The following is a 24,636-nucleotide window of genomic DNA, read 5'->3' as shown; positions in this document are numbered from 1 at the left end:
TACCCGCCGCTACCCTATCTTTGGGCAATAACCACTGCAACCTATGCCGAAGCCTGTCCTGAAACCGCACCTACGCCGAAAGCTGGTGCTTATCGCCATCACTTGCCTGCTGCTGGCATCGGCCCTGGAGCTGTATGTTTTCGGCCTGCACGCTGATTTCCCGGGCAGGTTGCTGCGCAGCTTCTTTGTGCTGTTTGTGCTGGTATCGCTCACGGTGTTGGCTATTGTGCCGGGCGTGAGCAAAGCTGTGGACAAAGTACTGAAATAGAACATCCCCTTATCACAAATAAAGCCTGCACAGACTATGCGCAGGCTTTTGCTTTATAGGGTGTAGTTGGTAAGGGGACAGTGTCTAAAACCTGAATACTCCTGTATGGCTTATGGAGTCATTCTGCTGCAGCGCCTTTAGGTTAACAGTCTGCACCACATCTTGTGGAAGGATGCCGTTGGCATATACACGGGCTCCCTTGGCTGCCTGCAGGCCGTGGTATAGGCAGCAGTGGGTATAAGCTACCGTTTTCGCCGGCGCCATCGAAACCTCTAACGCTTTGGCAAGGATGCTCCCTCGCAGCACAGCTTTTTCCTGCCAGTGCATTAGCAGCACGGCAAGTACCAACAGCAGCGTGGTAAGTACCATCTGCAGGCTTTTTTGGGTAGTCATAGGGGAGGCCTTTTGCATAGCAGGGTCAAAAGATAAGTTCCTCAGCAACAATTCTATTTCATGAAACAAATATAAGCACCCTATTCTAATATGCAAAATAAATTATATTAAATATTTTTTAAGTATAACAACCGGTTTGAGCCATGGCGCCGCCCATAGACGGCTTTGTAGCGGGCAGGTGAACCTCTACCCCCCGGCAAACTGTTGCATAGGCAGTGCGCCTGAAACTGTGCGCCATTATCTGTACTTTTGTACTTTGGCCGCTGCCACAACATTTATACTTTATAAGCTGACTTACCTTGGAGAAGAAGCCAACCATCCTGCTCATTACGCCGCCGCTCACGCAACTGAACACCCCTTACCCTGCCACCGCCTACCTGAAAGGCTTTTTAACCGGCCGTGGCTACGAGGTGGTGCAGGCCGATCTGGGCATTGAATTGGTGCTGCGCATGTTCTCCCGCAAAGGGCTCCAGCGCATCTTTGAGGCCATAGAGCAGGGCAATTACGAACTCTCGGACAACAGCCTGCGCATCCTGCACCTTAAGCGCGACTACCTGAACACCATAGAGCCGGTCATCCGCTTTCTGCAGAACAAGGACCACACACTGGCGCAGCAGATCAGCTACAGCCGCTTTCTGCCCGAGGCTTCGCGCTTCGATCAGGTGGAGGACATCGACTGGGCCTTCGGAAGTATGGGCATCACCGACAGGGCACGCTACCTGGCTACTTTATACTTAGAGGACCTCGGCGACCTGATCAAGGAAACTATTTCGCCCTACTTTGCCTTTAGCCGCTACGCCGAAAAACTGGCCTTGTCGGCCACCTCGTTCAACCCACTGGAGGAGGCCCTGCAGCAGGCCCCAAGCCTCGTGGACCTTATGTTACTGGAGCTGTTGGAGGAGCGCCTGCAGCAGGTACAGCCGGATGTGGTGGGCTTCTCTATCCCTTTCCCGGGCAACCTGTACGGCGGCCTGCGGATGGCAAAGTATATCAAAGAGCATAACCCAGGTATAAGGACAGCCATGGGCGGCGGTTACCCGAACACGGAACTGCGCAGCCTGCGCGAGCCGCGCCTGTTTAAGTACATTGATTTCGTGACGCTGGATGATGGCGAAGGCCCGTGGCTGAGACTGCTGGAGCACCTGCAGGGCGAGCGCGAGACTGGGCAGCTGCAGCGCACTTTTTTACTTGCCGATGGCGAGGTGAAGTATGTCAATGGCTGCACCGATGCCGACATTCCGCACAACGAGGTAGGCACGCCCGATTACAGCGATTTGCCTTTACCCGATTACCTCTCGGTGATCGATGTGATCAACCCCATGCACCGCCTCTGGAGCGATGGCCGCTGGAACAAGCTCACCATCGCCCACGGCTGCTACTGGAAGCGCTGCTCCTTCTGCGACATCACCCTGGATTACATCAACCGCTACGATGTGGCCCCCGCCACCCTGCTGGTAGACCGCATCGAGCAGATTATTGCCCAGACCGGGCAGACCGGCTTTCACTTTGTAGACGAGGCGGCCCCGCCTGCCCCGCTCCGCGACATGGCCATCGAACTTATTCGCCGTGGCGTGAAAATAAGCTGGTGGGGGAACATCCGCTTTGAGAAAACCTTTACGCCAGACCTGTGCCGCCTGCTGGCTGCCTCGGGCTGTATTGCCGTGTCGGGTGGTTTGGAGGTAGCTTCTGACCGCTTGCTGGCTCTCATGGAAAAAGGCGTTAGCATAGCGCAGGTAGCCCGCGTGACGGATAGCTTTACGCAGGCCGGTATCATGGTGCATGCCTACCTCATGTATGGCTTCCCAACCCAAACGGCTCAGGAAACGATTGACTCGCTGGAGGTGGTGCGGCAGCTGTTCCTCAACAACGTGATCCAGTCAGGTTACTGGCACCGCTTCAGCATGACGGCGCACAGCCCCATCGGCAAGAACCCCGAGAAGTATGGCGTGGTGAAGGTTGGTCCGCCCGAAGGGGATTTTGCCAACAACGACCTTTGGCACGACGACCCGAAAGGCACCGACCACAGCATGTTTGGCGAGGGACTGGCGAAGGCGCTTTACAACTACATGCACGGCATTGGCCTGGAGGAGAAGCTCTCGTTCTGGTTTGATTTTAAAGTGCCCCGCGCCACAGAAGACCCGAACCTGATTGCCGAGGCTATCGCTGCCCCACACCGCCCCGACAGCACCCGCCCCAACGCGCGCGTACTGTGGCTGGGCAATACCCCGGCCCTGGACTTTACCATGATTGCTCAGAAAGGGCAGACCATCGAACGCTGCCTGCTTACCTTCTTTGAGAAAGGCGAGGATTTTGAGGTGAAGACCACCGCCATCATCGGCCAGTGGCTGTTCGAGGTGCTGCAGAAAGTAACGCCCGATAATCCGGAAGCTGTAACTCTGAAGCAGCTGGAGGCGAGTTTCCCGGCGGAGGCGCACCTGAGTTTTGCTGAGTTCCTAAGCTCACCGAGCTGGTTTGACCTAAGGGAGCGGGGCCTGTTGTTGCTATAAAGTATAAGCCCGAAGCAGGAAAAGCTTCGGGCTTATACTTTATAGCTAGTTCTCAGACTTGGCCTGTGGCACTTTATACTCTATGCCGTACCTTTTCATGTAGTCGGCCAGCGGCTCCAAGCCCATTTCCTCCCGGCGCTTGTCTACGTTTGCCTCATCTTCTATCGTGTAGAGTTCATATTTTCCTGTATTGTTGTTCATGCGAAGCTGGCTGCCGTACAGTTGCGGCTGTCCATTATACATCAGCACCCTGTCTTCCATCAACGCTAAGTGGCTTTTTTCGGCTTCGCCTTTGGCCGCCGCCTCCCGCAGCAGGGGCAGGTACTTTTCCATAGTTTCCTTCTCCTCTTGAGGAATGTGCTGGATAACTAAAAACGCAGCCGAACTGGCCTGCGGCCCCACCATACTTGTACCTGGCCAGCCATGCTCCTCTATGATAGCTATTACTGCTTTCCTGTTCTCCTCATCAACCGCTATCATCTCCTTCCAGAGCGCTTGCATCTCTGGTGAGTCATTCCCATACTTCTCCTGTGCAGGCCCGATCTTCCTTCTTACTCCCTGGTCCGTCTCATAGATTTTCTCCAGTTGCGCTTTCAGTGGCTTATTGTAGCTTGCCTCCAGCGCCGCCACTTTTTTCTCCAGGTCTTGCACCAAGGCAGCCCAGCGCTTGTCCCCATGAAGGCTGTTCAGGTCTGTGTCCTGCCTCAAATGGCTAAGGTTGGTGTACCCCTTCCACGGCCTGCTGCAGGTAGGCCATGGCTTTGTTTTTGTTACCGGCTAGCGCCCACGAACAGGCCGCATTATAGTAGTCAGTCGTGCTGCCTTTACCCTTCGCAAACGCCTTCTCATACATCTCTCCCGATGCCTTATACTCTTTCGCATCATACTTGGCGCTTGCCTCGCCTATGCTTTGAGCAGATACCGTAACAGCCAAGGCAACTACCAAGAGTGCCGTACTCATGATCTTCTTCATAGTACTTTATGTTTAGTGTATAGGAAGATATAGAGCAAGACTTAAATAAACTAATCATTTAGTTTATATTTTAAGGCTGATGTTCCTCTCGCTTTCTAGGCACAGGGATATTTTCTTCAAGATCTGGAGCCGGATGATACGATGACCAACTCACGAGTGGAAAGAGTACATAGTTTGCAACCACGGGTGCTAAGGCAAAATCTCCTTTTTTCACCCTTCGGCAAGCTTCACCTTTTTGGCAGTTCCGGCACCCTCCCACGCATCTGGGAAACAGCTGTACTCTGCCCCTTACCGCTATCAACAAAATCATAACCAAAGTCATTTTTGCGAATAACCAAGATCATATTTCCTGATGCGTTTGTGTAGCAATATTGTGCCGACACAGCACATCAAACGAAAGGATATGAAAAGAATTTTACCAATGGCCGTGGTCGTAGCAGCAGGTGCTATGATGGCCGCTTGCAGTTCGCCAGAGGAACAAACCGCTACCCAAGAGGTACAAAACGAGGCAACGGCCACCACAGGCCAGTCTGCCGTGCAGGACGATGAGTCGCAGAAGAACGTGGTGCAGGTAGCGGTCTCCTCCCCCGACCACACCACCCTAGTGAAAGCCGTACAGACAGCGGGGCTGGTAGACGTGCTCACTAATGCGGGTCCGTTTACAGTGTTTGCCCCAACCAACGCGGCTTTCAAGCAGTTGCCTGCCGGCACGGTAGAGAGCCTGCTGCAGCCTGAGAAACGCAGCGACCTCCGCAACATCCTGCAGTACCACGTGTACGTGGGCGTGCTGAATGCCGACAGGTTTGAGGATGGCCAGAGCCTGGGACAGGTAAACGGCGGCCGCGTAACCATGGGCGTGAAAGACGGCAAGGTGACCGTGAACGGGGCAAACATCCTGGCTTCCATCCCCACTTCCAACGGCGTGATCCACGTAATCGACAAAGTGCTGTTGCCGCAGTAAGTATAAATAGGCAACTACCAGGAGCGCCCTCCCCCTACTTATCAAGTAAAGGGAGGGCGCTCCTGGTTTCTGGAAAAAATTTTATCTCCCTTGCAACCTCTGCCGCTGTTTCGGCATCTTACTATCGGAAGCCGGCACTAAAGCTGCCAGCTTTCAGACTACTACCACTACCTACTACCAAGTAAAACTATGATGAAAACCTGGCCCTGCCCCTGCATCTTCGTGCTGCCGGGGCAGGAACACCAGGACTCCCCCGGCAACACCTAACTCTATTTCTGCATAAAGCGAAGAGCACCCACAGCCTAGGCCGCAGGTGCTCTTCATTTTTAGACATCTTTTATACTCTCTATCTATAGGAAGGCCAGGCTTTATGTACCTGTCCCCCTATCTAGCCTCTTGCTTGCTTTAGTCGCGCTTGTTCTTGAGCAGCTTCCGCAGTTCGGACAGCTCGTCTCTGTACTTGGCGGCCTGCAGGAAGTCCAGGTCCTTGGCGGCGGCTTCCATTTGCTTCTCCGTTTTCTTGATCAGCTTCTCCAGCTCCTCGCGCTTCATGGTCTGGATGATCGGCTCAGCCGCAATCGATACCTCTTCCGAACCGGCATACATTTTCACCTCTTTCTTCTTAGAGTCGGCAACGGAGGTTTGCTCCATGATCTCGCCTTTCGACTTCAGCACCGTGCGCGGCGTAATCCCGTGCTCCTCGTTATAGGCCATTTGGGTGGCACGGCGGCGGTTTGTTTCATCCATGGCCCGCTGCATAGAGCCCGTGATGCGGTCGGCATACATGATTACCTTCCCCTTCTCGTTTCGGGCGGCGCGTCCCATGGTTTGTATCAGCGAGCGCTGGTCTCTAAGGAAGCCCTCCTTATCCGCATCCAGTATAGCCACCAGGCTTACTTCCGGCAAGTCCAGGCCTTCGCGCAGCAGGTTTACGCCCACCAGCACATCTATCTCCCCTAGGCGCAGCTCGCGCAGGATTTCCACACGGTCCAGGGTCTTCACCTCGGAGTGCAGGTACTTTACTTTGATGTTGAGGCGCTCCAGGTACTTGGTCAGCTCTTCGGACATGCGCTTGGTAAGGGTGGTTACCAGCACACGGGCACCTTCTTTTACACGCTCATCAATCTCATCCAGCAGGTCATCTACCTGGTTGGTGCTTGGGCGCACCTCTATCACAGGGTCCAGCAGGCCGGTTGGGCGGATGATCTGCTCCACAATAACACCTTCGGATTTCTGAATCTCGTAATCGCCGGGCGTGGCGCTCACGAACACCACCTGGTGCATCAGGCTCTCGAACTCATTAAAGGTGAGCGGGCGGTTATCCATGGCCGCCGGCAACCGGAAGCCATACTCCACCAGCGCCACCTTTCTGGATCTATCGCCGCCCCACATGGCCCGCACCTGCGGCACCGTCACGTGGCTCTCATCAATCACCATCAGGAAGTCATCCGGGAAATAGTCCAGGAGGCAGAAAGGGCGAGCACCGGGGGCGCGGCGGTCGAAGTAGCGGGAGTAGTTCTCGATGCCGGAGCAGTAGCCCAGTTCCCGGATCATCTCCAGATCAAACTCGGTACGCTCTTTAATGCGCTTGGCTTCTGTTGGGCGGTCTTCTTTCAGGAAGTAAGTATGCTGCGCCACCATGTCGTACTGTATCTCATGTATAGCCTGCTGCAGCGTGTCTTTGCCTGTAACGAAAAGGTTTGCCGGGTAAAGCGTCACCGCCTTCTCATCCGACAGCTTTTTACCGGACTGCGGGTCGATGCGGTGTATTGCCTCCAGCTCATCGCCGAAGAAGTATAAGCGGTAGGCAAAATCGGCATAGGCCGGGAAAATGTCCACCGTGTCGCCCTTCACCCGGAATGTTCCACGTGTGAACTCGGCCTCGGTGCGGCTGTAGAGGATCTGCACAAACGTATACAGCAGGTTGTTGCGGCTGTAGCGCTGCCCCGGCGCCAGGTAAATTACGTTTTTGCCGAACTCCTCGGGGTTACCGATACCGTAGATGCACGACACCGACGCCACCACCACAATATCGCGGCGCCCCGAAAGCAAGGCCGACGTCGTATGCAGGCGCAGCTTCTCGATCTCTTCGTTGATTTGCAGGTCCTTTTCGATGAACACATCTGAAGAAGCAATGTAAGCCTCCGGCTGGTAATAGTCGTAGTAGGAGATAAAGTACTCCACGGCGTTCTCAGGGAAAAACTGCTTGAACTCTCCGTAGAGCTGCGCGGCCAGCGTTTTGTTGTGGCACAGCACCAGCGTGGGCTTGCCTGTGTTCTTGATCACGTTGGCCATGGTAAACGTTTTACCGGTACCCGTGGCACCGAGCAACACCTGCGCAGGCTCTCCGTTGTTTATACCTTCTGTTAGCTGAGCTATGGCCTTGGGCTGGTCGCCGGTCGGCTGAAACTCGGATGTCAGTTTAAAATCCATTCGCTTGTTTTACGGATTAGTAAAGATAAACTATAACATTTAAAATGTAGCGTAAGTTTACCCTGCTGCCGTTTATACTTGCTGTACGGCCGCAGCTGCAAAAGGCTTGAGGGGCATGAAAAAAGCCTGCTGCAGAACAACAGGCTTAGTGCACTATATTACAGAAAATTCTTTTTTGAGAAGGGCCTGCACAAGGCTCCTGCCAGGCATGGCAGGCAACTTTATCCTGCTAGCGCTTAGGCCCTTACCTACATAACCGCCATGGGCCTGATTTGGTTACAGGCAAGTATAAAAAAAGCAGCCCAGCGTGTGGCCGGGCTGCTTTAAAGTATAGCTCTCTTTGCTGTTATTCATTCACAATGGTAGGGTTCAGCTGCCACAGGTCGTCGAAGCGTACCGAGCCGGTGTTGCCGAGACCCACATAGCCGTACTCGCCGATGCCGAAGCCAATGGCGCCCATTCTTCCACCGCCTTTAAACTCGCCGAGCCTAGACCAGGTGTCGGTGGCCGGATCAAACTTCCAGACATCGTTCAGCTGTGCGCCGTTGCTGCCGCCTACCAGGTAAGCATTGTTGTGGATGGTAAAGGTAGCCGCATACGTGCGCGGTGCTGGGTATACCTTGTCCGGGCGCTGCTCGTCGGTGAGGTTCTTCAGCGTTTTCCACTGGCCTGTAGCCGGGTCAAACTCCAGCAGGTCGGTTTGGTACACGCTGTTGTTCACGCCGCCGCCTACGTACCCTTTCCCATTCACGGTAAAGGCATAACCGTTCAGGCGCTTGGCCCCCTGCAGACCTACTTGCTCGGTCCAGGTAGCGGTGGCCGGGTCATACTTCCAGAAGTCTTTCTGGTAGTTGCCGTCGAAGCCGGCGCCTACGTAGCCCTCGTTAGCAAACGACATGGCAATAGCGCCATAGCGGGCAGAGGCAGGGAAGTCCTCTATCTGCACCCAAGCATTCGTGGCAGGGTCATATTCATAAAAGTCCTGCAGGTAGCTGGTGCCATCGTAGCCGGTGCCAACATAGCCCTTGCCGCTTGCCGAGAAGGCCACTGCCGCACTGCGGGCCGCGCCCGGGAAATCAGCTTTTCTCACCCAGTTGTTTGCAGCCGGGTCATACATCCAGAAATCGCTCAGGCGCTTGGAGCCGTCGTAGCCAGTGCCCACGTATACTTTACCGTCGATGATAAACGACACGGCGCTGCTGCGGGCCACACCGGCAAAGTCAGACTGCTTCTGCCACTCTCCCAGCAGCACTTCGTCATCAAAGTCGCTCTCGCAGGAGGAGAGCATGCCCACCGACAGCAGCAAAGCCATCAGCATGAACAGGCGGGTGTTTTTAAACGGATTTTTCATAGTAGTAGATTATTGGATAGTAGTATAGTAGATGCGGAGGCGTACATTCTTAATGGCCGGATCCTGAGCGCCCACCACCAGGCGGCTGACGCCGTTCCCGAAATCACCCGGAATCAGGTAGAGTGGTCTGCCTGTGAGGCGCTCGTTTTTCAACCGCTGGATCAGGAACTCTGTGACCGAGAACTCATAGCGCCCGTCGGTGGCTGTTTCGCTGCTCTTCACGAAGGTGGAGGTCAGGGCCACAGGCTGGTCGGGTCTGCCGTATTCCATGGTAAGCGGGGCGTACAGCACGTTGTTGCTGGTCTCATGCAGCCCTACAACTGCCGGTACCGGGAAAGGATAGGTGGTGGTAGCCCCCCTGAAAGGCTCTATCACCAGCGTGGCCTTGTTGATGAATTCTGGCTTCAATTTCTCCTTCAGCTTCTCCAGGTGCGGTATCTCCAGCTTTATCACCAGGCCCGTGCCGGACTGCGCCACGCTTATCCCGTTAGACGCACTGGCTGGCACTTCCTTGCTGTTCTGGAGGCCTTCGAGCGGTGTGCCTGTGTAGTTCCCATCGAACTTGTTGTACTGCAGGTTACTGTTAGCCGGCAAGAAATCGTAAGTCTTCACTGTTCTGGCACCGCCTGATGCCGATGGCTCGGAGTAGTACAGGCGCACCACAGCCCCTGATGCCGGGTAGCCGAGCACCGCGTTACCGGCCGTGGCCATAATGCCTAACCCTCTGAAGTACGCGACAAAGCTGGCGTTACTCTTCAGCCTCTCATCGCCTGCCTTGCTCAGGTCGAACCACTGCTGCCCCAGTTCGTCACTCAGCGGAATAGCCAGGGTGTCTTTACGCACCGGCCGTGGGGCGAAAGTATAGGTGCCCAGCGGGTCCTGCTTAACGGTAGCCTTGGTGGTGTTGTAGAGGCCGGAGCCCTGGTAGAAGTATGAGTTCGGCTCTTCCTGCGGCACCGTAGGAGGTAGGGCACGGGGCGTTAGCGCAGAGGCAAGCTCGTGTATGCTAAGGGTGATGCTTTGTGTGGTATCACCGTAGTAGTAGCCTGAAGTAGGCAGGAGGAACAGCTTCAGCGAGTCGTAAGTGGCCTCTGCTGCCGGGGCTGCCAGCGAGCTTCCCGGCCCCACCTGAAAGTAAGTGGAGGCACGCAGCGTTCCGGTTTGCGGGGTCGTGTACTGCCCCACCAGCATGTTTCCTTTACCCGAGGTGGCAATAGAGTCTACTCTCACAGTGGAGAGGTTGATGGTAAGCGTATCTGTGAATGTACCGGAGACATTGTCCTCTACCAGTTCCAGTCCCAGGTCATTCGGGTCCTCGCAGGAGGCTAGCAACAGCACTGCGCCAAGGCAGCAGAGCAGGTGGTTAATCTTGTTCTTGAAGAGTGATTTTGGTGTCGGGAGTAACATATGTTGACCGTGAAAAACAGGTTTTCCTCCAATAAAGAAGAGATGCTTTTGTTGTGCTTACCTCACCTGATCTTGAAGAGAAACATCGTGTATAGATTCTTTTCTAAATTATAGCCGCAAAGCCACAATTTATTCAGCTTCAAATATAACACTATTATTTTCTTCATCAGAAAGATATTACTTTCTGTAAACTACAAACCCGGCGGAATATTGCATCAGGCGGAGGGCTAAACCCACAGGGGTGCTGCCATGGGCAAGGCAAACAAAAGGCCTGCCATGCAGGCCTCCTGTGTTCGCTCACCTTATTTAATCAATCACATTACACTTAATAATTCTTTTTCAGATAGAAGCGTCGGGCTCGCCGCACACGCTCAGCACCTTCACCGTAGGGTACATCATCGCATTGGCGGTACAGCGGGGGCCATCAGCCCCGTCCAGCTCCAGGCGCAGGCTCACTTTCCGGCCTGGCTGCCTGTACTGCTCCGGCAGGGTGCCGGTGCTAACATAGCCGCCGTGCAGCTGCCCTACATAAGTCCCTGTTTTTCCGGCAACCTCCTCCGAGTTATCCTGCAGCTTCAGGATGTACCAGCCGGGGTCACAGTCCTGGGCTACCACCTCTGCCATTGTGCAAGCGGGTACTGGCGCTGTTTCGGCACAGCCCGATACCAGCAGCGCGAGGCAGAGGTAAAGCAGGATGATGTAGCACAAGGTTTTCATAGGTATAGCGGATGGTAAAGGGGTGTTGTATTGCCAGCCCAGCCTAACGGCTGCAGCCAAGGTTCATAGCTCAGAAGAAGGCACAGTTAATTTTAAAGTATAGCGAAGAGCAACAGCACCAGCAGCAGGTACCACCCATACAGGTTCTCGCGTGCCGCGAAGGCGAGCAACTCCAGCAGGTTTAGCAGTGGTTTCATAGGCCGCAGGCTTTATGTCTTCTCTACCAGGATGACCCTGAAACTCCCCGGCGCGTTGCAAGCCGCCGAAAAAAATAACTGCTTATTTGCGGCCTGGGCCTAGGTCGTAGTTCAGGGCCATGTTAATGCCCATGGTATAAGGTTTGCCCTGCGGCGCCTGCGCCTTCTCTGGCGAGGAGAGCATGGTATCGAAGTAGCCCCTGTACTCTGGCCCTATGGCAATAGACAAGTTGTTGGATAAGCGCTTGCCCACGCCTGCTGTTACGTTCCCGGACCACTGCAGCTTACGGAACGGTGAGTTGTCGTCACTCAGCTCGTAATCAACGTCGCGCACCTCGGCAGAGGAGGCAAGTATAGAGGTCTGCAGCAGAATGTTGGCAGCCACGCCGCCCCCGGCAAACCAGAACCAGTCTTTGCCTATTTTCCCCTCGTACTGCACCCCCACCGGCACGGTAAGGTGGCGGTACCGGTACAACACGTTAAACTCATCGGTCTTGGCCACGCTCAGCGAGTCGGAGGCGTAGTTGCTGCTAAGCGATGGCACAAAAATAGTGGTTGCGCCGGGCGTCTCGGCCTGCTCTGCGCCCGGCTTGCGCCAGAACTGCTGTATCACGTAGCTGGACTTGGAGCGGGCAGTGTTTTGCGTGAAGCCCAGGCCTCCCAGCAGCTTCCACTTCTTGCCCAGCTTAAAGCCTGCCTTTGCCTCCACGCCAAAAGAGAATCCCGGCTCCACCTCCTCCTCATGCTCCTCACGGGCCTCATCCATCATGCGGGCAGACTGCTGCATGGCGGTAGGAGGCGCAAAAGAGGCAAAGCTGTTCTTTTGCCCCATCATTTGGGTAGGGATGCCGATGTTCTGCTCAAAGTAACTTGGTGCGTAGGCCATACCCAATGACCATCTTCCAGTTGCAGCGCTCTCTTTCTCCGTACTGGCGGCACCGGCGGCAGCCAAGGTTTTTTGCTCGGCTCTATACAGCTGCTGCACAGCCTCCTGCTCTGCCTTCAGCTGTTTCATGCGGCCCATCACCAACTCGCTCATCTTGCTATGATCCTCTGTGGCCCCTGGAGTAGTGCTGGAAAGCGCCGGGGCTCCAGAAGACACAAAGCCAGAGGAAGCGGCAGGGCGCTCCGTAAACGCGCGGTGCATGCTTTCCAGGCGGGAGAACATGCTGCGGATGTTCATGCTTTCGCGGCCGCCGGTGTAGCCTTGTGCAGCAGCGGCAGTATACTTACCGGCCGGCACGCTGTGCCACGCACTAGGGTCCGGGCTAACGGTGGTTGCAGTAGCTGCAGGTTCTGCTGCATTGTTAAGTTGCGCCGTGGCTACACGTGTCGCCGCAGGGGCTGCTGCCTTAGCGGCTTTGGCGGCCACAGCTACACGCTGTTGGTCAGGTTTGGATGCGGTCGGCTCCAGCTCTAGCGGCTGCACCGCTTTTTGCATGGCAGCGGCAATGGCCTCGTCCGTAATGCTTGGTTCTTCTTTGGGTGTGGCTTCATTAGCAGCTGCTACAGTGGCTACACTGCTTTCCGGCTGCTGCACGTTAGCCATCGGTATGGCGGCAGGCCCGCCGAAATAGTAAGCGGCAAAACCGCCTGCTACCAGCAGCAGCGCGATGCATGCGGCGGCAAGCTGCCGGTAAAACAGCACGTCGCGCTTGTACTGCCCGTTTTCCTGTACCGTCAGGCTATGGTCTATGCGGGCCCAAAGGTCTGCGGACGGAGAAGCCTCAGCGTCCTGCATGCGTCGGCGGAACTCTTCCTCCAAGCCTCCGCGATTATGGTTAGTTGCTGATGACATGTTCCTTTACTTTTTTGTCCTGGCGCAGGAGCATATTTTGCAGAATAGCCCTTGCGCGCGAATATTGTGATTTCGAGGTTCCCTCTGATATGCCCAGCATCTCCCCTATCTCCTTATGGTTGTAGCCCTCTATGGCATACAGGTTAAACACCATGCGGTAACGGGGCGCCAGGCTTTGGATCATGCTCAGAAGCTCATCCATAGTGTAGCCGCTCAGGCTCACGTCGTCAGAACTTAGGTTGGCCACTTCATCCGCCTCATGCGACACCGTGAGCAGCTGCTTGCTGCGCAGGTGCTTTAAAGCAGTGTTGATCATGATGCGGCGAATCCAGAACTCCAGCGGGCAGTCTTTTTTAAAGCTGTGGATATGGTTGAACACCTTCACGAAGGCGTCCTGCATGATATCCTCGGCCTCAAAAGTAGTGGGAGCGTAGCGCAGGCAAACCGCCATCATTTTTTTCGAGTACAGGTCATAGAGCAGGCGCTGCATGTCGCGCTTGCCCGCGATGCACCCTTCTATGAGCTTGTCCTCGTCTGACTTTGGTTTTGTAAAAAGCTTCAAATGTTGCCTGCTTTACGTTTTCTTTCTCCTATGATTCCTGCCGGGCGCGGATGGTTGCAAGCAGGCAAAAAAATTTAAAGAAACAGAACAACCGTCCGAAAAAGGCACGATTGCTTGGGTAAAGATAGGCAAATTCTATGGTAGCCGAGGCAGCCGCCACTAGGATTATCTTTAAACTTACTAATAAAAGTACCAGGTTTATAGAATCCGCAGGCTTATTAAAAAGTAAAGCCTCCCGGGGAGGGAGGCTTTCTTCTTTCGCAGCAAGTTTTAGTAGTTGTAAATCATCTTAAACCTCGCTCAAAAGATCTTCTTTGCCTTAAAACAGCAAATGCATATAGAGTAACTTATAACAAAGTATGGCAACCAGTGTCAGCAGCAGCACCCAAGTATAACTAATCGCCCTCAGGGCCAGCACCGACTCATTCATGTCCTCGTACGCCTGCAGCTTTGCCTCCTGCAACACGGCCCTAGGCAAAAGCCTGTAGGAGCCTGATAACCCCATCGCCACCAGCACCACATCATCCAGGTAGCCGAAAACGGGGACCAGGTCCGGGACAAAGTCCAGTGGGCTTACGCTGTAGGCAATGGTAACGGCCAGGAGCAACCGAGCATACCATTTCACGCGTGCATCGCGGTAAGCCAGGTACAGGGCGTAAACTTCAGTATGGAATGAATGAGCCTTTTGCTTTAGGGTGTAAAGTTGCAGCATGCAGTTGTGTTTTGTTTCGCGTTCTATTTCTTAAACGCAAATAACACAGGGCAAAGTTGCACTGAAGCCGGCTTTTTTACACTTCACACAAGTGTAATATAAAATATTAAAGATTCCAAATACTCCAGGCCGCCTCTGCCTGCAAGTGCAGCATGGTCAAGCCATTTGCCGTTTTCGCTCCCTGCGCGGCAGCCCGCTGCAAAAAAAGCGTTTGCGCGGGATTGTACACTAAATCGTAGCAGTAATGGCGGGCTGTTATACTTGTGTAGGGCAGCTCCGGCGCCTCCTGCACCTGCGGGTACATGCCCAAGGGGGTGGTATTGATGATGAGGTTATACTTTTGCAGGAGCTCCGGGCTCAACTGGGCATAGGTAACCTGCCCCGCCGCCTCCGCTCTGGAGACACGCAGGTACGGGATATGCAGGGCATCCAGGGCCGCCCACACGGCCTTGGCCGCGCCGCCTGTCCCCAGCACCAGCGCCTGCTCCCGCTCCGTGTAAAACGCTTCCAGCGATTCCTTGAACCCGATGTAGTCGGTATTGAAGCCTTTGGTGCGCCCGCCGCTTATCTTTATTGTGTTAACGGCGCCTATTCTGGCTGCGGCCTCCTCCAGCTCGTCCAGCAGCGGAAGCACCTGTTCCTTGTAAGGCACCGTCACGTTCAGGCCCACCAGCTCCGGCTCCCGTCGCAGCAGCTCCGGCAACTCCTGCACCTGCGGCAGTTCATACAGCTCGTAGGCGGCATCCGTTATACCTTCCGCCGCGAACTTCTCCGTGAAGTACTTCTTGGAGAAAGAGTGGCCGAGCTTTTTCCCGATGAGTCCGAACTTGCGCATACTGTTATACTTGTACCTGAGGTGTGGCAGTGTCATCCGTGAAATGGTCCACGAAGTATACCAGCATAAAGCCGAGCACGGCCAGCAGAACACCATACAACAGGTATGGCTCCTGCCCTGTCAGGGCCTCGTAGGCCCCTGGCAGCACATTCTCCTGCACCAGCGGCTTCACCTCCCCGTGGCGGTCGGTGTAGGTCTCCAGAGTTTGTTTCCATGGCCATACCTTGTTCAGGGAGCCCACCATAAAGCCAGTAAGCAAGGCCACTGTGGCGTTATGGAAGCGCTTGAGCATGTAGTTAAGCACATGCGAGAAAGCCAGAATGCCGGTAACGCAGCCAAGGCCAAACACCGCGACAATATCCACCCGCAGCTCTTTCACGGCGTTAAGTATAAACTCATACTTGGCCAACAGCACCAGCAGGAAGCTTCCCGAAATACCCGGCAGAATCATGGCGCAGATAGCAATGGCCCCGGAAAGGAAGATGAACCAGTAAGCCTCCGGTGTTTGCGTTGGTGTCGCCACGGTAATGTAGTAGGCAATGGCAGCACCAACCAGCCCGGCCAGCACCACGCCTGGCGTCCAGCGGGTGATCTTCTTGCTCACCACCACGGCAGAGGCCACGATCAGGCCGAAAAAGAACGACCAGAGCAGCTCCGGATGGTTTTCTAACAGGTACAGGATAAGGCGTGAAAGCGAGGCGATCGAGAACAGGATGCCCGAGATGAGCACCACCAGGAAATTGCCGTTGATGTGCCTCCAGAAGCCTTTTAAGTCGAAGCGGGAGAGCAGTTTCAGCGCCTCCCCGTTCACCGAGCGGATCGAGCCCAGCAGCTCCTCGTAGATACCGGTGATAAAAGCGATCGTTCCACCGGAAACACCGGGCACCACATCGGCCGCGCCCATGCCCACGCCCTTCGAAAACAGCAGCAAATACTCTTTCAGAGATCTTCTTTCCATAAATTGATGAAGCTATACTCAGTTGTAGCCTTCCGTAAAACATAAATTGCCCGTGCGGCCACACCGACGGGCAATTTATACTTTCATACTTATACTTTATATTTTCTGGCCTGCCTTTTCCATGTTCAGGAAATGGTCGAAGGTGTCGCCACGAAGGCCCAGGCGGATCGTCTCCAGCGGGATAACCTCGCTTGGCGCAATGTTGCCCAGGTTTACGTTCGCGCCCAGCAGCTTAATGAACCACACCTGCTGCGCTTTCTGCGGAGCCTCCCACAGGATCTTCTCGAAAGGCACCTGCGTCAGGATTTCTTCTACCAGGCCGCTGCGCACTTCGCCGGTGGAACGGAACAAGCCAACGTTGCCCCCCTCGCGCGCCTCGCCGATCACTTTCCAGGCGCCTGCTTCCAGTTCTGCCTTCATCAGCCGGATCCACATGTAGGGCGGGATGATTTTCTCGGCGTCTTTGGAGCCTACCTCTGAAAGCACCGTTACCTGCTCGGCCAGTTTGGCGATGTATCCGCACTTTGCCTCATGCGGCATCTCCAAAGAGCCGTCCGACACCTCGGCAAAGGTCATCTCGTACTTATCGAGCACGCGGCGGTAATCATCGAACTGGTCGCGGGCGATAAAAGCCTCGAACAGCGTGCCACCGAAGTAAGTGGGTATACCGGCCGCCCTGTAAACGTCCAGCTTCTTTCTTAGGTTAGGTGTCACGTAAGACGTGGCCCAGCCCAGTTTTACGATGTCAACGTATTCTCCGGCTATCTCCAGGAAGTCCTCTACCTCCCGAATGCTCAGGCCTTTATCCATGGCCATGGTAAAACCGCGCTCACGCGGCTTTGCCTCGCGTTCCGGAATGCTCTTAAGGGTGTAATTCATTTGATTTTATTTGCGGTACTGATCAATTAATCGGGCCAATGCACGCTGCGACTCCAGCTCAGGGAAGAACTCAAACAGCAGCTTGTGCTTGTCGAAGTCCAAAATTAATGCATTTTCCAGATAATTATAAGCCTCGCGGTATTTTCCTGCAGAAAGCATGTAAGCGCAGGCCCTGTAAAACAGCTCTGCCTCTCGCGGCTGCAGCTCTATGGCATTCAGGATGATATCGGTGGCCTCCTCAAAATTTCCCTGCTCATAAAGTATAATCGACCAGTTCAGGTAGATATTCTTATCATCCGGGCGGATTTCTGAGGCCCGCTCGTAGCTCTCCAGCGCCGACACCACATGGCCTACATGGTACTCGGCCGCCGCCAGGGCCACCCAGTAATCGGCGCTGTCGTCGTAGAGGTCCACCGCCTTTTTAAAGAAGTGTATCGCCTCGTACCACTTGCCCTGCGCATCCAGTATCACACCTATGCCAAACCAGGCCTCGTCCATCTCCGGGTCCAGGTCCACCGACTTCTGGTAGTAGCGCCGCGACAGGTCCCACTGCTGCAGTTTCTCATAGCACTCGCCGATGTTGCAGTAGATCTCCGCGTTCGGCTGCCCGTGCTCTATCATGGCGTTAAAGGCCTCTATGGCTTTGCTGTACTCGCCCATGTACACCAGGGCGTTGGCCATGTTGTTGTAAGCCGTAATAAAGTCGGAGCGGATGATGGTGGCATAGTCGTAGGCGGCGATGGCCTTGTCGTAGGCGCCCATCTTGTTGTACACGTTGCCCAGGTTAAACCAGGCCACATAGGAATAAGGGTCATCGTCCACGAACTTCTGGAAGAACGGCACGTTCTCGCTCACCGTGTTCGTCACCTCCAGGCAGTAAAGTATCTCCTGCATGGCCGCCTCGTTCTCCGGGTTCAGCTCCACGCACTTTTTATAGTACTTCACCGCCGATGCCAGCTTGCCCCAGGTTTGGTAGGCCAGGGCGATGTTAAAGTAAATATCGTCACGGTCATCGGCATAGGCGAGAGCTTTCTTAAAGTAGTCGATGGCGTCGCGGAACTCGCCGCGCTGCGTATAGATAATGCCGCGCGTCAGCTGCACGTCGGCGTTCTCCGGCTCTACCTCTGCCACCTTGTTGATCAGCTCCAACGCCTCCTCAAAGCTCCCCGACATGGCCAGTAGCTGCGCCTTGTCTATCTGCAGCTCCGAAGAGAAGGGGTACTGCACCAAGGCGGACTCACAGGCCGCCAGGGCTTTCTTATACTCAAAGTTTGCGGTATAATGATCTATGATATACTCAAAGTCTGTGAGATCGAAAAACGCCGTTTCGTTGTTGCCGAGCATGCGCTCGTAACGCTGTATTAGTTCCAGCTCCTCGCTGTGTTCGTCAAAGTTCTCTTTCATCTCCAGTATCCGTCTAGCTGCACTAAAACAGCTTTTTTCTTACTACATATTAACCCTGCAAATAGTTTACTCGGCACTTTGCAGTCTTCCGTTGGCCATGTGCCCCTGCAGCTCGCGGCACACCCAACCCACTGATTCTGACACGGGCCTGAAGCCAAAGCCTATCATTTTCTGGATCTTGCCGCTGCTGAAGAAGTGCGTTTTACGGGATACCCTGGCCGTGTCTTTGGTAATGAGGGGGCGGGCACCAGTAAGCCAGGCGCGCGCGTGCTCCAGCCGCCACACCACCTCGGCCACCCCTCCCGGCACCTTTATGCCTGGCGCTTTCTTGCCGAAGCAGTTTGCTGCCTCCTCAAAAAACGCCTTGTAGCTCATCCGCTCCGCATTCAGGATAAACCTCTCCCCCGATACCTCTGAGAAAGTCAGGCGCAGCATCGCCTCCACCACATCGCGCACATCCACAAAATTGGCTTCGCCGGCAGTATAAAAAGGGCGCTCGTTGTACACGTACCGGAACAGCTGCGTGCTGCTGCGGCTCCAGTCGGCGGGGCCAAGTATGATGGACGGGTTCACAATCACGGCATCCAGCCCCTCGGCCACGCCACGCCACACCTCCAGCTCCCCAAAGTACTTGGAGCTGGCGTAGGCCGATACCTCCGCGGCAGGGTCCCACTTGGTTTTCTCGGTGAGCACCTCCGTGTTCTTTGGCCGGCCTACTGCCGCGATGGAACTCACGTGGCAGAGCTTTATGCCTCCGGCCTCCAGGCAGGCATCCACGATGTTGGCGGTTCCCTCTATGTTCACCTGCTTCAGCAGCTCCTCATCCTGCGGCGCATACGATACCAGCCCCGCACTGTGAAACACATACTTCACATCGGCCAGCGCGGCGCGCAGCAGCGCGGGGTCCAGGATGTCGCCCTCCACCCACTGCACCTGCCCGGCACCGGCTACGGCAGGCACATGCCCGCGGTAGAGCGCCTTTACCTGGTGCCCCTGCCGCAAAAGCTCCGGAATCAGAAAACTGCCGATCAGGCCACTGCCGCCCGTTACAAATACCATGGTTTGTGGAAGTATAAAGTATGGATAAGGAAAGATCTATAGCTGCCGGTTACGCAGCGGCAACGCTAGGGCCTTTACAATGTGTTTTGTGCTGAGTACCTTTTGCAGGGTGGTAATATGCTTCATGCCGTGCGTGTCGGTGCCCAGAAAGTCCACATACCCCTGCTCTATCAGCCGCTCGGCCACGTCTTTGGCTCCCGGCGAATAATACCCCACCAGCGAGTTCAGGTTCGGCTGAAACAGCACGCCGTGCTCCCGCAGTGCCACCAGCTCCTCGAACTTGCCATAGAAGTACGTATAGCGCTCGGGGTGTGCCAGCACCGGCTGGTAGCCTTTGGAGCGCATCCTGAAGATGGCCTCACGCAGGTTCAGGGGCTCGTTCAGGAAAGACGTCTCGAACAGCAGGTACTTTTCCCCGAAGGTCAGCAGCTCCTCGTCGTTCTCCAACTTATCGAGCAGGCCCTCATCCAGGTAATACTCGGCGGCACAATCCAGCTCCATGGCTATGCCCGCCTCTTTTACAGCCTGCCGCAGCAGCTGCAGCTTCTCGCGGATGATCTCGGGCGTGTTCTTGTAGAAGTCGCTCATGACGTGCGGCGTCATGATCAGTTTCCGGTAACCAAGCTCCTTCATGCCCCGCACCAGCTCCAGCGACTGCTCCAGGCTGTCGGAGCCATCGTCGATGCCGGGGAGTATATGCGAATGCATGTCCACGCCGAGCTCACTCAGCGAGACCTCCAGCATAGGCTCATTCCCTCCAAACAGGTTTTTCAAAAACTGTATCATCTTGCCAATAAGTAGTCCCTGTGGCCCTGCTGCTAAGGGCAGCACAGCAAACAAACACCAAAATAACGGAAATTAAACTCACTGTCAAAATAAAGGTGCCGCCCTGCAGTAGCCTCTTTTACATACGATTAAATCTATATACCCGATTGGCGCTTTGCCCATATTTATATAGCTTTGTAAACAACGGATATTCTTATCCCGTTATACTAGCGACACATCACCTTATTACGAACCCAATACTATACATGGAATTAAAAACAACTGAAAACCAGCGCATGATTGCGGACATGGTCCGCGACTTTGGCGCCAAGCACATCAAGCCTAAAATGAGAGAGTGGGACGAGTCGCAGGAATTCCCGGTAGAGGTATTCAAGCAACTCGGTGAGCTGGGGCTGATGGGCGTGCTCGTGCCAACGGAGTACGGCGGGTCGGGCTTCGGCTACCTGGAGTATGTTACCGCCATTGCAGAGCTTTCCAAGATAGACGGCTCCATCGGCCTGTCGATGGCGGCGCACAACTCGCTGTGCACCGGCCATATCCTGCAGTTCGGCAATGAGGAGCAGAAGAAGAAGTACCTGCCCAAGCTGGCCACCGCCGAGTGGATCGGGGCCTGGGGCCTGACGGAGCCTAACACAGGATCAGACGCGGGCAACATGCGCACGGTAGCAGTGCAAGACGGCGACTACTGGGTAATCAACGGCGCCAAGAACTTTATCACGCACGGGAAGTCGGGCAATGTGGCCGTAGTGATCGTGCGTACCGGGGAGGTGGGCGACTCCCACGGCATGACAGCCTTTGTGATCGAGAAAGGAACGGAAGGCTTTAGCGCCGGCCGCAAGGAAGACAAGTTAGGCATGCGCGCCTCCGAGACCACAGAGCTTATCTTCCAGGACTGCCGCGTACACAAAGACCAGATCCTGGGTAAGGTAGGAGAAGGCTTTATCCAGGCCATGAAGGTGTTGGACGGCGGCCGTATCTCTATTGCAGCGCTCTCGTTGGGCATCGCGCAGGGTGCCTTGGATGCTGCGGTAGCTTACTCCAAGGAGCGCCACCAGTTCAACAAGCCAATCTCCAGTTTCCAGGGCATCGCCTTCAAGCTGGCTGACATGGCTACAGAAGTAGAGGCGGCATCGCTGCTTACCTACCAGGCAGCCGACATGAAAAACCGTGGCCTGAACGTAAACAAGGAATCGGCGATGGCCAAGCTGTTTGCCTCCGAAGTGTCGGTGAGGGTAGCGAACGAGGCGGTGCAGATCTTCGGTGGCTACGGCTTCACGAAGGACTACCCGGCGGAGAAATATTACCGCGACGCCAAGCTCTGCACCATTGGGGAGGGAACCAGCGAGATACAGAAGCTTGTTATATCCCGTGCTATGTTAAAGTAAAAAAGGCTGCAGGAGGAGGCCCAAACAGCCTTCTCCCCGGCTTTTGCCCCATAAAACATATAGGGCTGATAAATATTTAGCCAAGGAGTTGATTTTTAAGTATAAGGTTGCTTAAATTTGCAACCTTAAATCCAAAGAGAAGCGAGGAAAAATATGATTATTGTAAACGTAAAAGATAACGAGTCTGTAGACCGTGCTCTGAAAAGATTCAAGAAGAAATTCGAGAGAACTGGTGTTTTGAAAGAACTGCGCTCAAGAGCGTATTTCGAGAAGCCTTCTGTGGCTAAGAGAAAGCAAAAGGAGAGAGCTGTGTACAAGCAGCAGATGTTTGCTAGCGAAAACTACTAGTATATCTAACAAGATATTCTATTTTTCCATAAATTAGTATACCTGGCTAACCTAACCAGGTATACTAATTTATGGATTTATTTTTCAAGTACCTCCAGTACGAGAAGCGGTACAGCCCGCACACCCTTACCTCCTACCACACCGACCTGGGGCAATTTGCCGGTTACCTGAAAGAGGTATACCAGATCACCGATGCCGCCGAGGCCGACCACACCATTATCCGCTCCTGGATACTGACGCTGGTGCAGAACAACATCAAGCCGCGCTCCATAAACCGGAAGATTGCCTGCCTCCGCTCCTACTACAGGTTTCTGCTGGCGCAGGAACGCATTAAAGCAAACCCCATGCTGCGCATCAAAGCGCCGAAGGCCAGTAAAAAACTGCCTGCCTTTGTGCAGGAGGAGCCTTTCAACCAGCTGCTCGATAGCTTTACGTTTGAAGAAACCTTTGAGGGCCAGCGCGACAGGCTGATCCTGGAATTCCTCTATGGCACGGGCATTCGCCTTGCCGAACTTATCCACATAGAGCCTGCCGACATCAGCCTTAGCGCCAAAACTGTGCGCGTGTTAGGCAAAGGAAACAAAGAGCGCATCCTGCCGCTCAACGATTCGCTGCTGCTGGCATTAGACGCGTACCAAGCTGAGAAAAGTCATTTTTTCGGGAATAACAATTCGGTAAAATTGCTCGTTACTAATAAAGCGAGGCCCTTGTACCCGAAGTTTGTATACCGTGTCGTAAAAAAATATATCAGCTTGATTACCACCTCTGAACATAATAGCCCGCACGTGCTGCGACACTCCTTCGCTACCCATTTGCTGAACAAGGGAGCCGATCTTAACGCGATCAAAGATCTCTTGGGCCATGCCAGCCTGGCAGCCACCCAAGTATACACGCACAATTCCATCGAGCAGCTCAAATCTATTTTTGAGAAGGCTCACCCCAAAGCATAATAAGTTTAACTTTTTAAATGTAAAGCATATGAAGCTACAGATGCATTCCATCCACTTCGAGGCAGACAAGCAACTTACTGACTTCGTTCAGCAGAGAGTAGACAAACTCGAAACATTTTACGATCGCATAGTGGAAGGCGAAGTGTTTCTTAAACATAATAACAAGGACGGCATAGACAACAAAACCGTTGAGATCAAGCTGTTTGTGCCAGGCTCTACGTTGTTCTCGCAGGAGGACGCCCCATCTTTTGAAGCCGCCGCCGATGCTGCCGTAGAAGCCATGCGCCGACAGCTGAAGCGTTTTAAGCAGAAGCAAATGGCGCACCATTAAGCCATACTTGATACACACAAAAAGAGCGGCCTGCTATACTTAGCAGGCCGCTCTTTTTATATAAGCAGGCTTCTTGCCTACAGGCCAAACTCAGCCTTTATCTTATCCACATAGTCCAGCTTCTCCCAAGTAAAGGTCTCGAACTCTCTTACCTCTCTCTTGCCGTCTACTGTAACTTCTACAGTTTTCCTTCCTGGTGTTCTGCCCATGTGGCCATAGGCTGCCGTTTCGGAGAAGATCGGATTCTGCAGGCCGAAGCGCTGCACGATAGCGTAAGGGCGCATGTCGAATAGCTTGTTTACGCGCTCGGCAACCTCTCCGTCGCTCATGATGTTGCCGTTTGCGTCCTTCACCTTGGTGGAGCCATACGTTGTTACATACAGGCCTACAGGCTTGGCTACGCCGATGGCGTAAGCCACCTGCACCAGCACCTGGCTGGCCACGCCGGCCGCTACCAGGTTCTTGGCGATATGCCGCGCCGCATAAGCGGCAGAGCGGTCCACCTTAGACGAGTCTTTGCCAGAGAAGGCGCCGCCGCCGTGTGCCCCTTTGCCCCCGTACGTATCCACAATGATCTTACGACCTGTTAGGCCTGTATCGCCATGCGGGCCGCCAATCACGAACTTGCCGGTAGGGTTGATGTGGTAGGTGATATTAGAATCGAACAACTTCTGGATACGCTCTGGCAACAGCTTCAGCACGCGCGGTATCAGGATATTGTTCACATCTTCTTGAATGCTGGCCACCATTTGGCGCTCCGCCTCGTTCTTTGCCTCCGTGCTGTCACCATCGGCTTTTACGAACTCATCGTGCTGGGTGGAGATGACGATGGTGTCTATCTTCTCCGGCACGTGGTTGTCGCTGTAGCGGATGGTCACCTGCGACTTGGCGTCCGGGCGCAGGTAGGTCATCTCTTTGCCTTCCTTGCGGATAGCAGCCAGCTCCTGCAGCAGCAGGTGCGAAATGCTCAGGGCAAGCGGCATATAGTCATCCGTCTCGTCAGTAGCGTAGCCGAACATCATCCCCTGGTCTCCGGCCCCCTGATCTTCGGGATTGGCGCGCTCTACGCCCTGGTTTATATCAGCAGACTGTTCGTGGATGGCGGAGATCACACCGCAGGCATCTGCATCGAACATATACTCTGACTTTGTATAACCGATACGCTTGATCACGTTTCGGGCAACTTTCTGTACGTCTACGTAGGCTTCTGTCTTCACCTCCCCGCTCAGCACCACCAAGCCAGTGGTTACCAAGGTCTCACAGGCTACTTTGGACTGCGGGTCTTGCTTCAGGAACTCATCCAGAAGGGCATCCGAAATCTGATCAGCCACTTTATCCGGGTGTCCTTCTGACACAGACTCAGATGTAAATAAATAAGGCATTTTTTTCTTTGGGTTTAGGTACAAAGTATAAACCGGCTGC

The 24,636-nt window shown here is 54.4% G+C and carries 24 protein-coding genes; 7 read left to right on the top strand and 17 right to left on the bottom strand.

The genetic code is table 11. The annotated features are described in order from the left end of the window. Positions 1–43 precede the first annotated feature (43 nt). A complete protein-coding gene (locus tag PXG97_RS10500; protein WP_276497718.1) occupies positions 44–268 on the top strand; it encodes a DUF2798 domain-containing protein in 225 nt (74 codons plus the stop codon). An 84-nt stretch (positions 269–352) separates the two neighbouring features. Here the strand turns inward: PXG97_RS10500 and PXG97_RS10495 are convergent, their stop codons facing one another. After that, entirely contained in the window at positions 353–661 is a 309-nt protein-coding gene (locus tag PXG97_RS10495) for a hypothetical protein (protein WP_276497717.1), read from the bottom strand. A gap of 299 nt (positions 662–960) precedes the next feature. Here PXG97_RS10495 and PXG97_RS10490 point away from each other — a divergent pair, with 299 nt between their 5' ends. Beyond that, a complete protein-coding gene (locus PXG97_RS10490; protein ID WP_276497716.1) occupies positions 961–3,168 on the top strand; it encodes a B12-binding domain-containing radical SAM protein in 2,208 nt (735 codons plus the stop codon). 45 nt (positions 3,169–3,213) lie between these two features. On the opposite strand, the gene PXG97_RS10485 is transcribed toward PXG97_RS10490, so the two are convergent. After that, complete coding sequence (locus tag PXG97_RS10485) at positions 3,214–3,876, bottom strand: DUF6624 domain-containing protein (protein WP_276497715.1); 663 nt, start codon at positions 3,874–3,876, stop codon at positions 3,214–3,216. A gap of 4 nt (positions 3,877–3,880) precedes the next feature. Then, positions 3,881–4,141, bottom strand: a complete 261-nt coding sequence (locus PXG97_RS10480; protein WP_276497714.1) for a TPR end-of-group domain-containing protein — start codon at positions 4,139–4,141, stop codon at positions 3,881–3,883. Positions 4,142–4,544: 403 nt separating this feature from the next. Between PXG97_RS10480 and PXG97_RS10475 the strand changes: the two genes are divergently transcribed. After that, positions 4,545–5,102 carry a fasciclin domain-containing protein gene (locus PXG97_RS10475; RefSeq protein WP_276497713.1) on the top strand — a complete coding sequence of 186 codons (558 nt, stop codon included), beginning with the start codon at positions 4,545–4,547 and terminating at the stop codon, positions 5,100–5,102. Positions 5,103–5,507: 405 nt separating this feature from the next. Here the strand turns inward: PXG97_RS10475 and uvrB are convergent, their stop codons facing one another. The 13 genes from uvrB to PXG97_RS10410 form a co-directional block, all read right to left on the bottom strand. After that, positions 5,508–7,535, bottom strand: a complete 2,028-nt coding sequence (gene uvrB, locus PXG97_RS10470; protein ID WP_276497712.1) for an excinuclease ABC subunit UvrB — start codon at positions 7,533–7,535, stop codon at positions 5,508–5,510. A gap of 346 nt (positions 7,536–7,881) precedes the next feature. Then, a complete protein-coding gene (locus PXG97_RS10465; protein ID WP_276497711.1) occupies positions 7,882–8,886 on the bottom strand; it encodes a Kelch repeat-containing protein in 1,005 nt (334 codons plus the stop codon). A 9-nt stretch (positions 8,887–8,895) separates the two neighbouring features. Beyond that, positions 8,896–10,293, bottom strand: a complete 1,398-nt coding sequence (locus tag PXG97_RS10460) for a DUF4270 family protein (protein WP_276497710.1) — start codon at positions 10,291–10,293, stop codon at positions 8,896–8,898. 339 nt (positions 10,294–10,632) lie between these two features. Beyond that, the gene (locus PXG97_RS10455) at positions 10,633–11,010 is read right to left on the bottom strand and encodes a hypothetical protein (RefSeq protein ID WP_276497709.1); all 378 of its coding nucleotides are present in this window, start codon (positions 11,008–11,010) and stop codon (positions 10,633–10,635) included. 279 nt (positions 11,011–11,289) lie between these two features. Then, positions 11,290–13,005 carry a porin family protein gene (locus PXG97_RS10450; RefSeq protein ID WP_276497708.1) on the bottom strand — a complete coding sequence of 572 codons (1,716 nt, stop codon included), beginning with the start codon at positions 13,003–13,005 and terminating at the stop codon, positions 11,290–11,292. Then, positions 12,989–13,567, bottom strand: coding sequence for an RNA polymerase sigma factor (locus PXG97_RS10445; RefSeq protein ID WP_276497707.1), 579 nt, complete (start codon positions 13,565–13,567; stop codon positions 12,989–12,991). Before PXG97_RS10445 ends, PXG97_RS10450 begins: the two co-directional genes overlap by 17 nt. A 319-nt stretch (positions 13,568–13,886) precedes the next feature. Then, positions 13,887–14,279 carry a YkvA family protein gene (locus PXG97_RS10440; protein WP_276497706.1) on the bottom strand — a complete coding sequence of 131 codons (393 nt, stop codon included), beginning with the start codon at positions 14,277–14,279 and terminating at the stop codon, positions 13,887–13,889. Positions 14,280–14,385: 106 nt separating this feature from the next. Next, on the bottom strand, positions 14,386–15,114 hold the full coding sequence (locus PXG97_RS10435; protein WP_276497705.1) for a shikimate dehydrogenase family protein: 729 nt from the start codon (positions 15,112–15,114) through the stop codon (positions 14,386–14,388). Between the two features lie 4 nt (positions 15,115–15,118). Beyond that, positions 15,119–16,072: a polyprenyl-phosphate transporter gene (locus PXG97_RS10430; protein ID WP_276497704.1), complete on the bottom strand. Its 954-nt coding sequence runs from the start codon at positions 16,070–16,072 to the stop codon at positions 15,119–15,121. Positions 16,073–16,168: 96 nt separating this feature from the next. Beyond that, positions 16,169–16,951 (bottom strand): phosphosulfolactate synthase, encoded by a 783-nt coding sequence (locus tag PXG97_RS10425; RefSeq protein WP_276497703.1) that lies wholly within the window; start codon positions 16,949–16,951, stop codon positions 16,169–16,171. 6 nt (positions 16,952–16,957) lie between these two features. Further along, on the bottom strand, positions 16,958–18,355 hold the full coding sequence (locus PXG97_RS10420) for a tetratricopeptide repeat protein (protein ID WP_276497702.1): 1,398 nt from the start codon (positions 18,353–18,355) through the stop codon (positions 16,958–16,960). Positions 18,356–18,421: 66 nt separating this feature from the next. Then, entirely contained in the window at positions 18,422–19,414 is a 993-nt protein-coding gene (locus PXG97_RS10415; RefSeq protein WP_276497701.1) for an NAD-dependent epimerase/dehydratase family protein, read from the bottom strand. 36 nt (positions 19,415–19,450) lie between these two features. Continuing rightward, entirely contained in the window at positions 19,451–20,188 is a 738-nt protein-coding gene (locus PXG97_RS10410; protein ID WP_338088605.1) for a tyrosine-protein phosphatase, read from the bottom strand. A 257-nt stretch (positions 20,189–20,445) separates the two neighbouring features. Here PXG97_RS10410 and PXG97_RS10405 point away from each other — a divergent pair, with 257 nt between their 5' ends. From PXG97_RS10405 to hpf, 4 genes are all read left to right on the top strand, one after another. Beyond that, positions 20,446–21,585, top strand: coding sequence for an acyl-CoA dehydrogenase (locus tag PXG97_RS10405; protein ID WP_276497699.1), 1,140 nt, complete (start codon positions 20,446–20,448; stop codon positions 21,583–21,585). Between the two features lie 153 nt (positions 21,586–21,738). Next, complete coding sequence (rpsU, locus tag PXG97_RS10400) at positions 21,739–21,933, top strand: 30S ribosomal protein S21 (protein ID WP_276497698.1); 195 nt, start codon at positions 21,739–21,741, stop codon at positions 21,931–21,933. A gap of 71 nt (positions 21,934–22,004) precedes the next feature. Continuing rightward, positions 22,005–22,883, top strand: coding sequence for a tyrosine-type recombinase/integrase (locus PXG97_RS10395; protein WP_276497697.1), 879 nt, complete (start codon positions 22,005–22,007; stop codon positions 22,881–22,883). Between the two features lie 28 nt (positions 22,884–22,911). After that, positions 22,912–23,214, top strand: a complete 303-nt coding sequence (gene hpf, locus PXG97_RS10390) for a ribosome hibernation-promoting factor, HPF/YfiA family (RefSeq protein WP_276497696.1) — start codon at positions 22,912–22,914, stop codon at positions 23,212–23,214. Positions 23,215–23,291: 77 nt separating this feature from the next. Here the strand turns inward: hpf and metK are convergent, their stop codons facing one another. Beyond that, positions 23,292–24,596, bottom strand: coding sequence for a methionine adenosyltransferase (metK, locus tag PXG97_RS10385; RefSeq protein WP_276497695.1), 1,305 nt, complete (start codon positions 24,594–24,596; stop codon positions 23,292–23,294). Between the last annotated feature and the right edge of the window lie 40 nt (positions 24,597–24,636).

The organism is Pontibacter litorisediminis (assembly GCF_029360645.1).
Lineage (GTDB): Bacteria > Bacteroidota > Bacteroidia > Cytophagales > Hymenobacteraceae > Pontibacter > Pontibacter litorisediminis.
The sequence above is the reverse complement of the archived record's forward strand: the minus strand, read 5'-3'. Positions and strand labels throughout refer to the sequence as shown.

What these genes read in the sequence shown, in the direction of transcription:
- PXG97_RS10395 (WP_276497697.1), top strand. Translation starts at nt 22,005, where the DNA reads ATGGATTTATTTTTCAAGTACCTCCAGTACGAGAAGCGGTACAGCCCG.
- metK (WP_276497695.1), bottom strand. Translation starts at nt 24,596, where the DNA reads ATGCCTTATTTATTTACATCTGAGTCTGTGTCAGAAGGACACCCGGAT.
- uvrB (WP_276497712.1), bottom strand. Translation starts at nt 7,535, where the DNA reads ATGGATTTTAAACTGACATCCGAGTTTCAGCCGACCGGCGACCAGCCC.
- rpsU (WP_276497698.1), top strand. Translation starts at nt 21,739, where the DNA reads ATGATTATTGTAAACGTAAAAGATAACGAGTCTGTAGACCGTGCTCTG.
- PXG97_RS10480 (WP_276497714.1), bottom strand. Translation starts at nt 4,141, where the DNA reads ATGAAGAAGATCATGAGTACGGCACTCTTGGTAGTTGCCTTGGCTGTT.
- PXG97_RS10435 (WP_276497705.1), bottom strand. Translation starts at nt 15,114, where the DNA reads ATGCGCAAGTTCGGACTCATCGGGAAAAAGCTCGGCCACTCTTTCTCC.
- hpf (WP_276497696.1), top strand. Translation starts at nt 22,912, where the DNA reads ATGAAGCTACAGATGCATTCCATCCACTTCGAGGCAGACAAGCAACTT.
- PXG97_RS10500 (WP_276497718.1), top strand. Translation starts at nt 44, where the DNA reads ATGCCGAAGCCTGTCCTGAAACCGCACCTACGCCGAAAGCTGGTGCTT.
- PXG97_RS10420 (WP_276497702.1), bottom strand. Translation starts at nt 18,355, where the DNA reads ATGAAAGAGAACTTTGACGAACACAGCGAGGAGCTGGAACTAATACAG.
- PXG97_RS10430 (WP_276497704.1), bottom strand. Translation starts at nt 16,072, where the DNA reads ATGGAAAGAAGATCTCTGAAAGAGTATTTGCTGCTGTTTTCGAAGGGC.
- PXG97_RS10495 (WP_276497717.1), bottom strand. Translation starts at nt 661, where the DNA reads ATGACTACCCAAAAAAGCCTGCAGATGGTACTTACCACGCTGCTGTTG.
- PXG97_RS10425 (WP_276497703.1), bottom strand. Translation starts at nt 16,951, where the DNA reads ATGAATTACACCCTTAAGAGCATTCCGGAACGCGAGGCAAAGCCGCGT.
- PXG97_RS10450 (WP_276497708.1), bottom strand. Translation starts at nt 13,005, where the DNA reads ATGTCATCAGCAACTAACCATAATCGCGGAGGCTTGGAGGAAGAGTTC.
- PXG97_RS10455 (WP_276497709.1), bottom strand. Translation starts at nt 11,010, where the DNA reads ATGAAAACCTTGTGCTACATCATCCTGCTTTACCTCTGCCTCGCGCTG.
- PXG97_RS10405 (WP_276497699.1), top strand. Translation starts at nt 20,446, where the DNA reads ATGGAATTAAAAACAACTGAAAACCAGCGCATGATTGCGGACATGGTC.
- PXG97_RS10440 (WP_276497706.1), bottom strand. Translation starts at nt 14,279, where the DNA reads ATGCTGCAACTTTACACCCTAAAGCAAAAGGCTCATTCATTCCATACT.
- PXG97_RS10465 (WP_276497711.1), bottom strand. Translation starts at nt 8,886, where the DNA reads ATGAAAAATCCGTTTAAAAACACCCGCCTGTTCATGCTGATGGCTTTG.
- PXG97_RS10415 (WP_276497701.1), bottom strand. Translation starts at nt 19,414, where the DNA reads ATGGTATTTGTAACGGGCGGCAGTGGCCTGATCGGCAGTTTTCTGATT.
- PXG97_RS10475 (WP_276497713.1), top strand. Translation starts at nt 4,545, where the DNA reads ATGAAAAGAATTTTACCAATGGCCGTGGTCGTAGCAGCAGGTGCTATG.
- PXG97_RS10460 (WP_276497710.1), bottom strand. Translation starts at nt 10,293, where the DNA reads ATGTTACTCCCGACACCAAAATCACTCTTCAAGAACAAGATTAACCAC.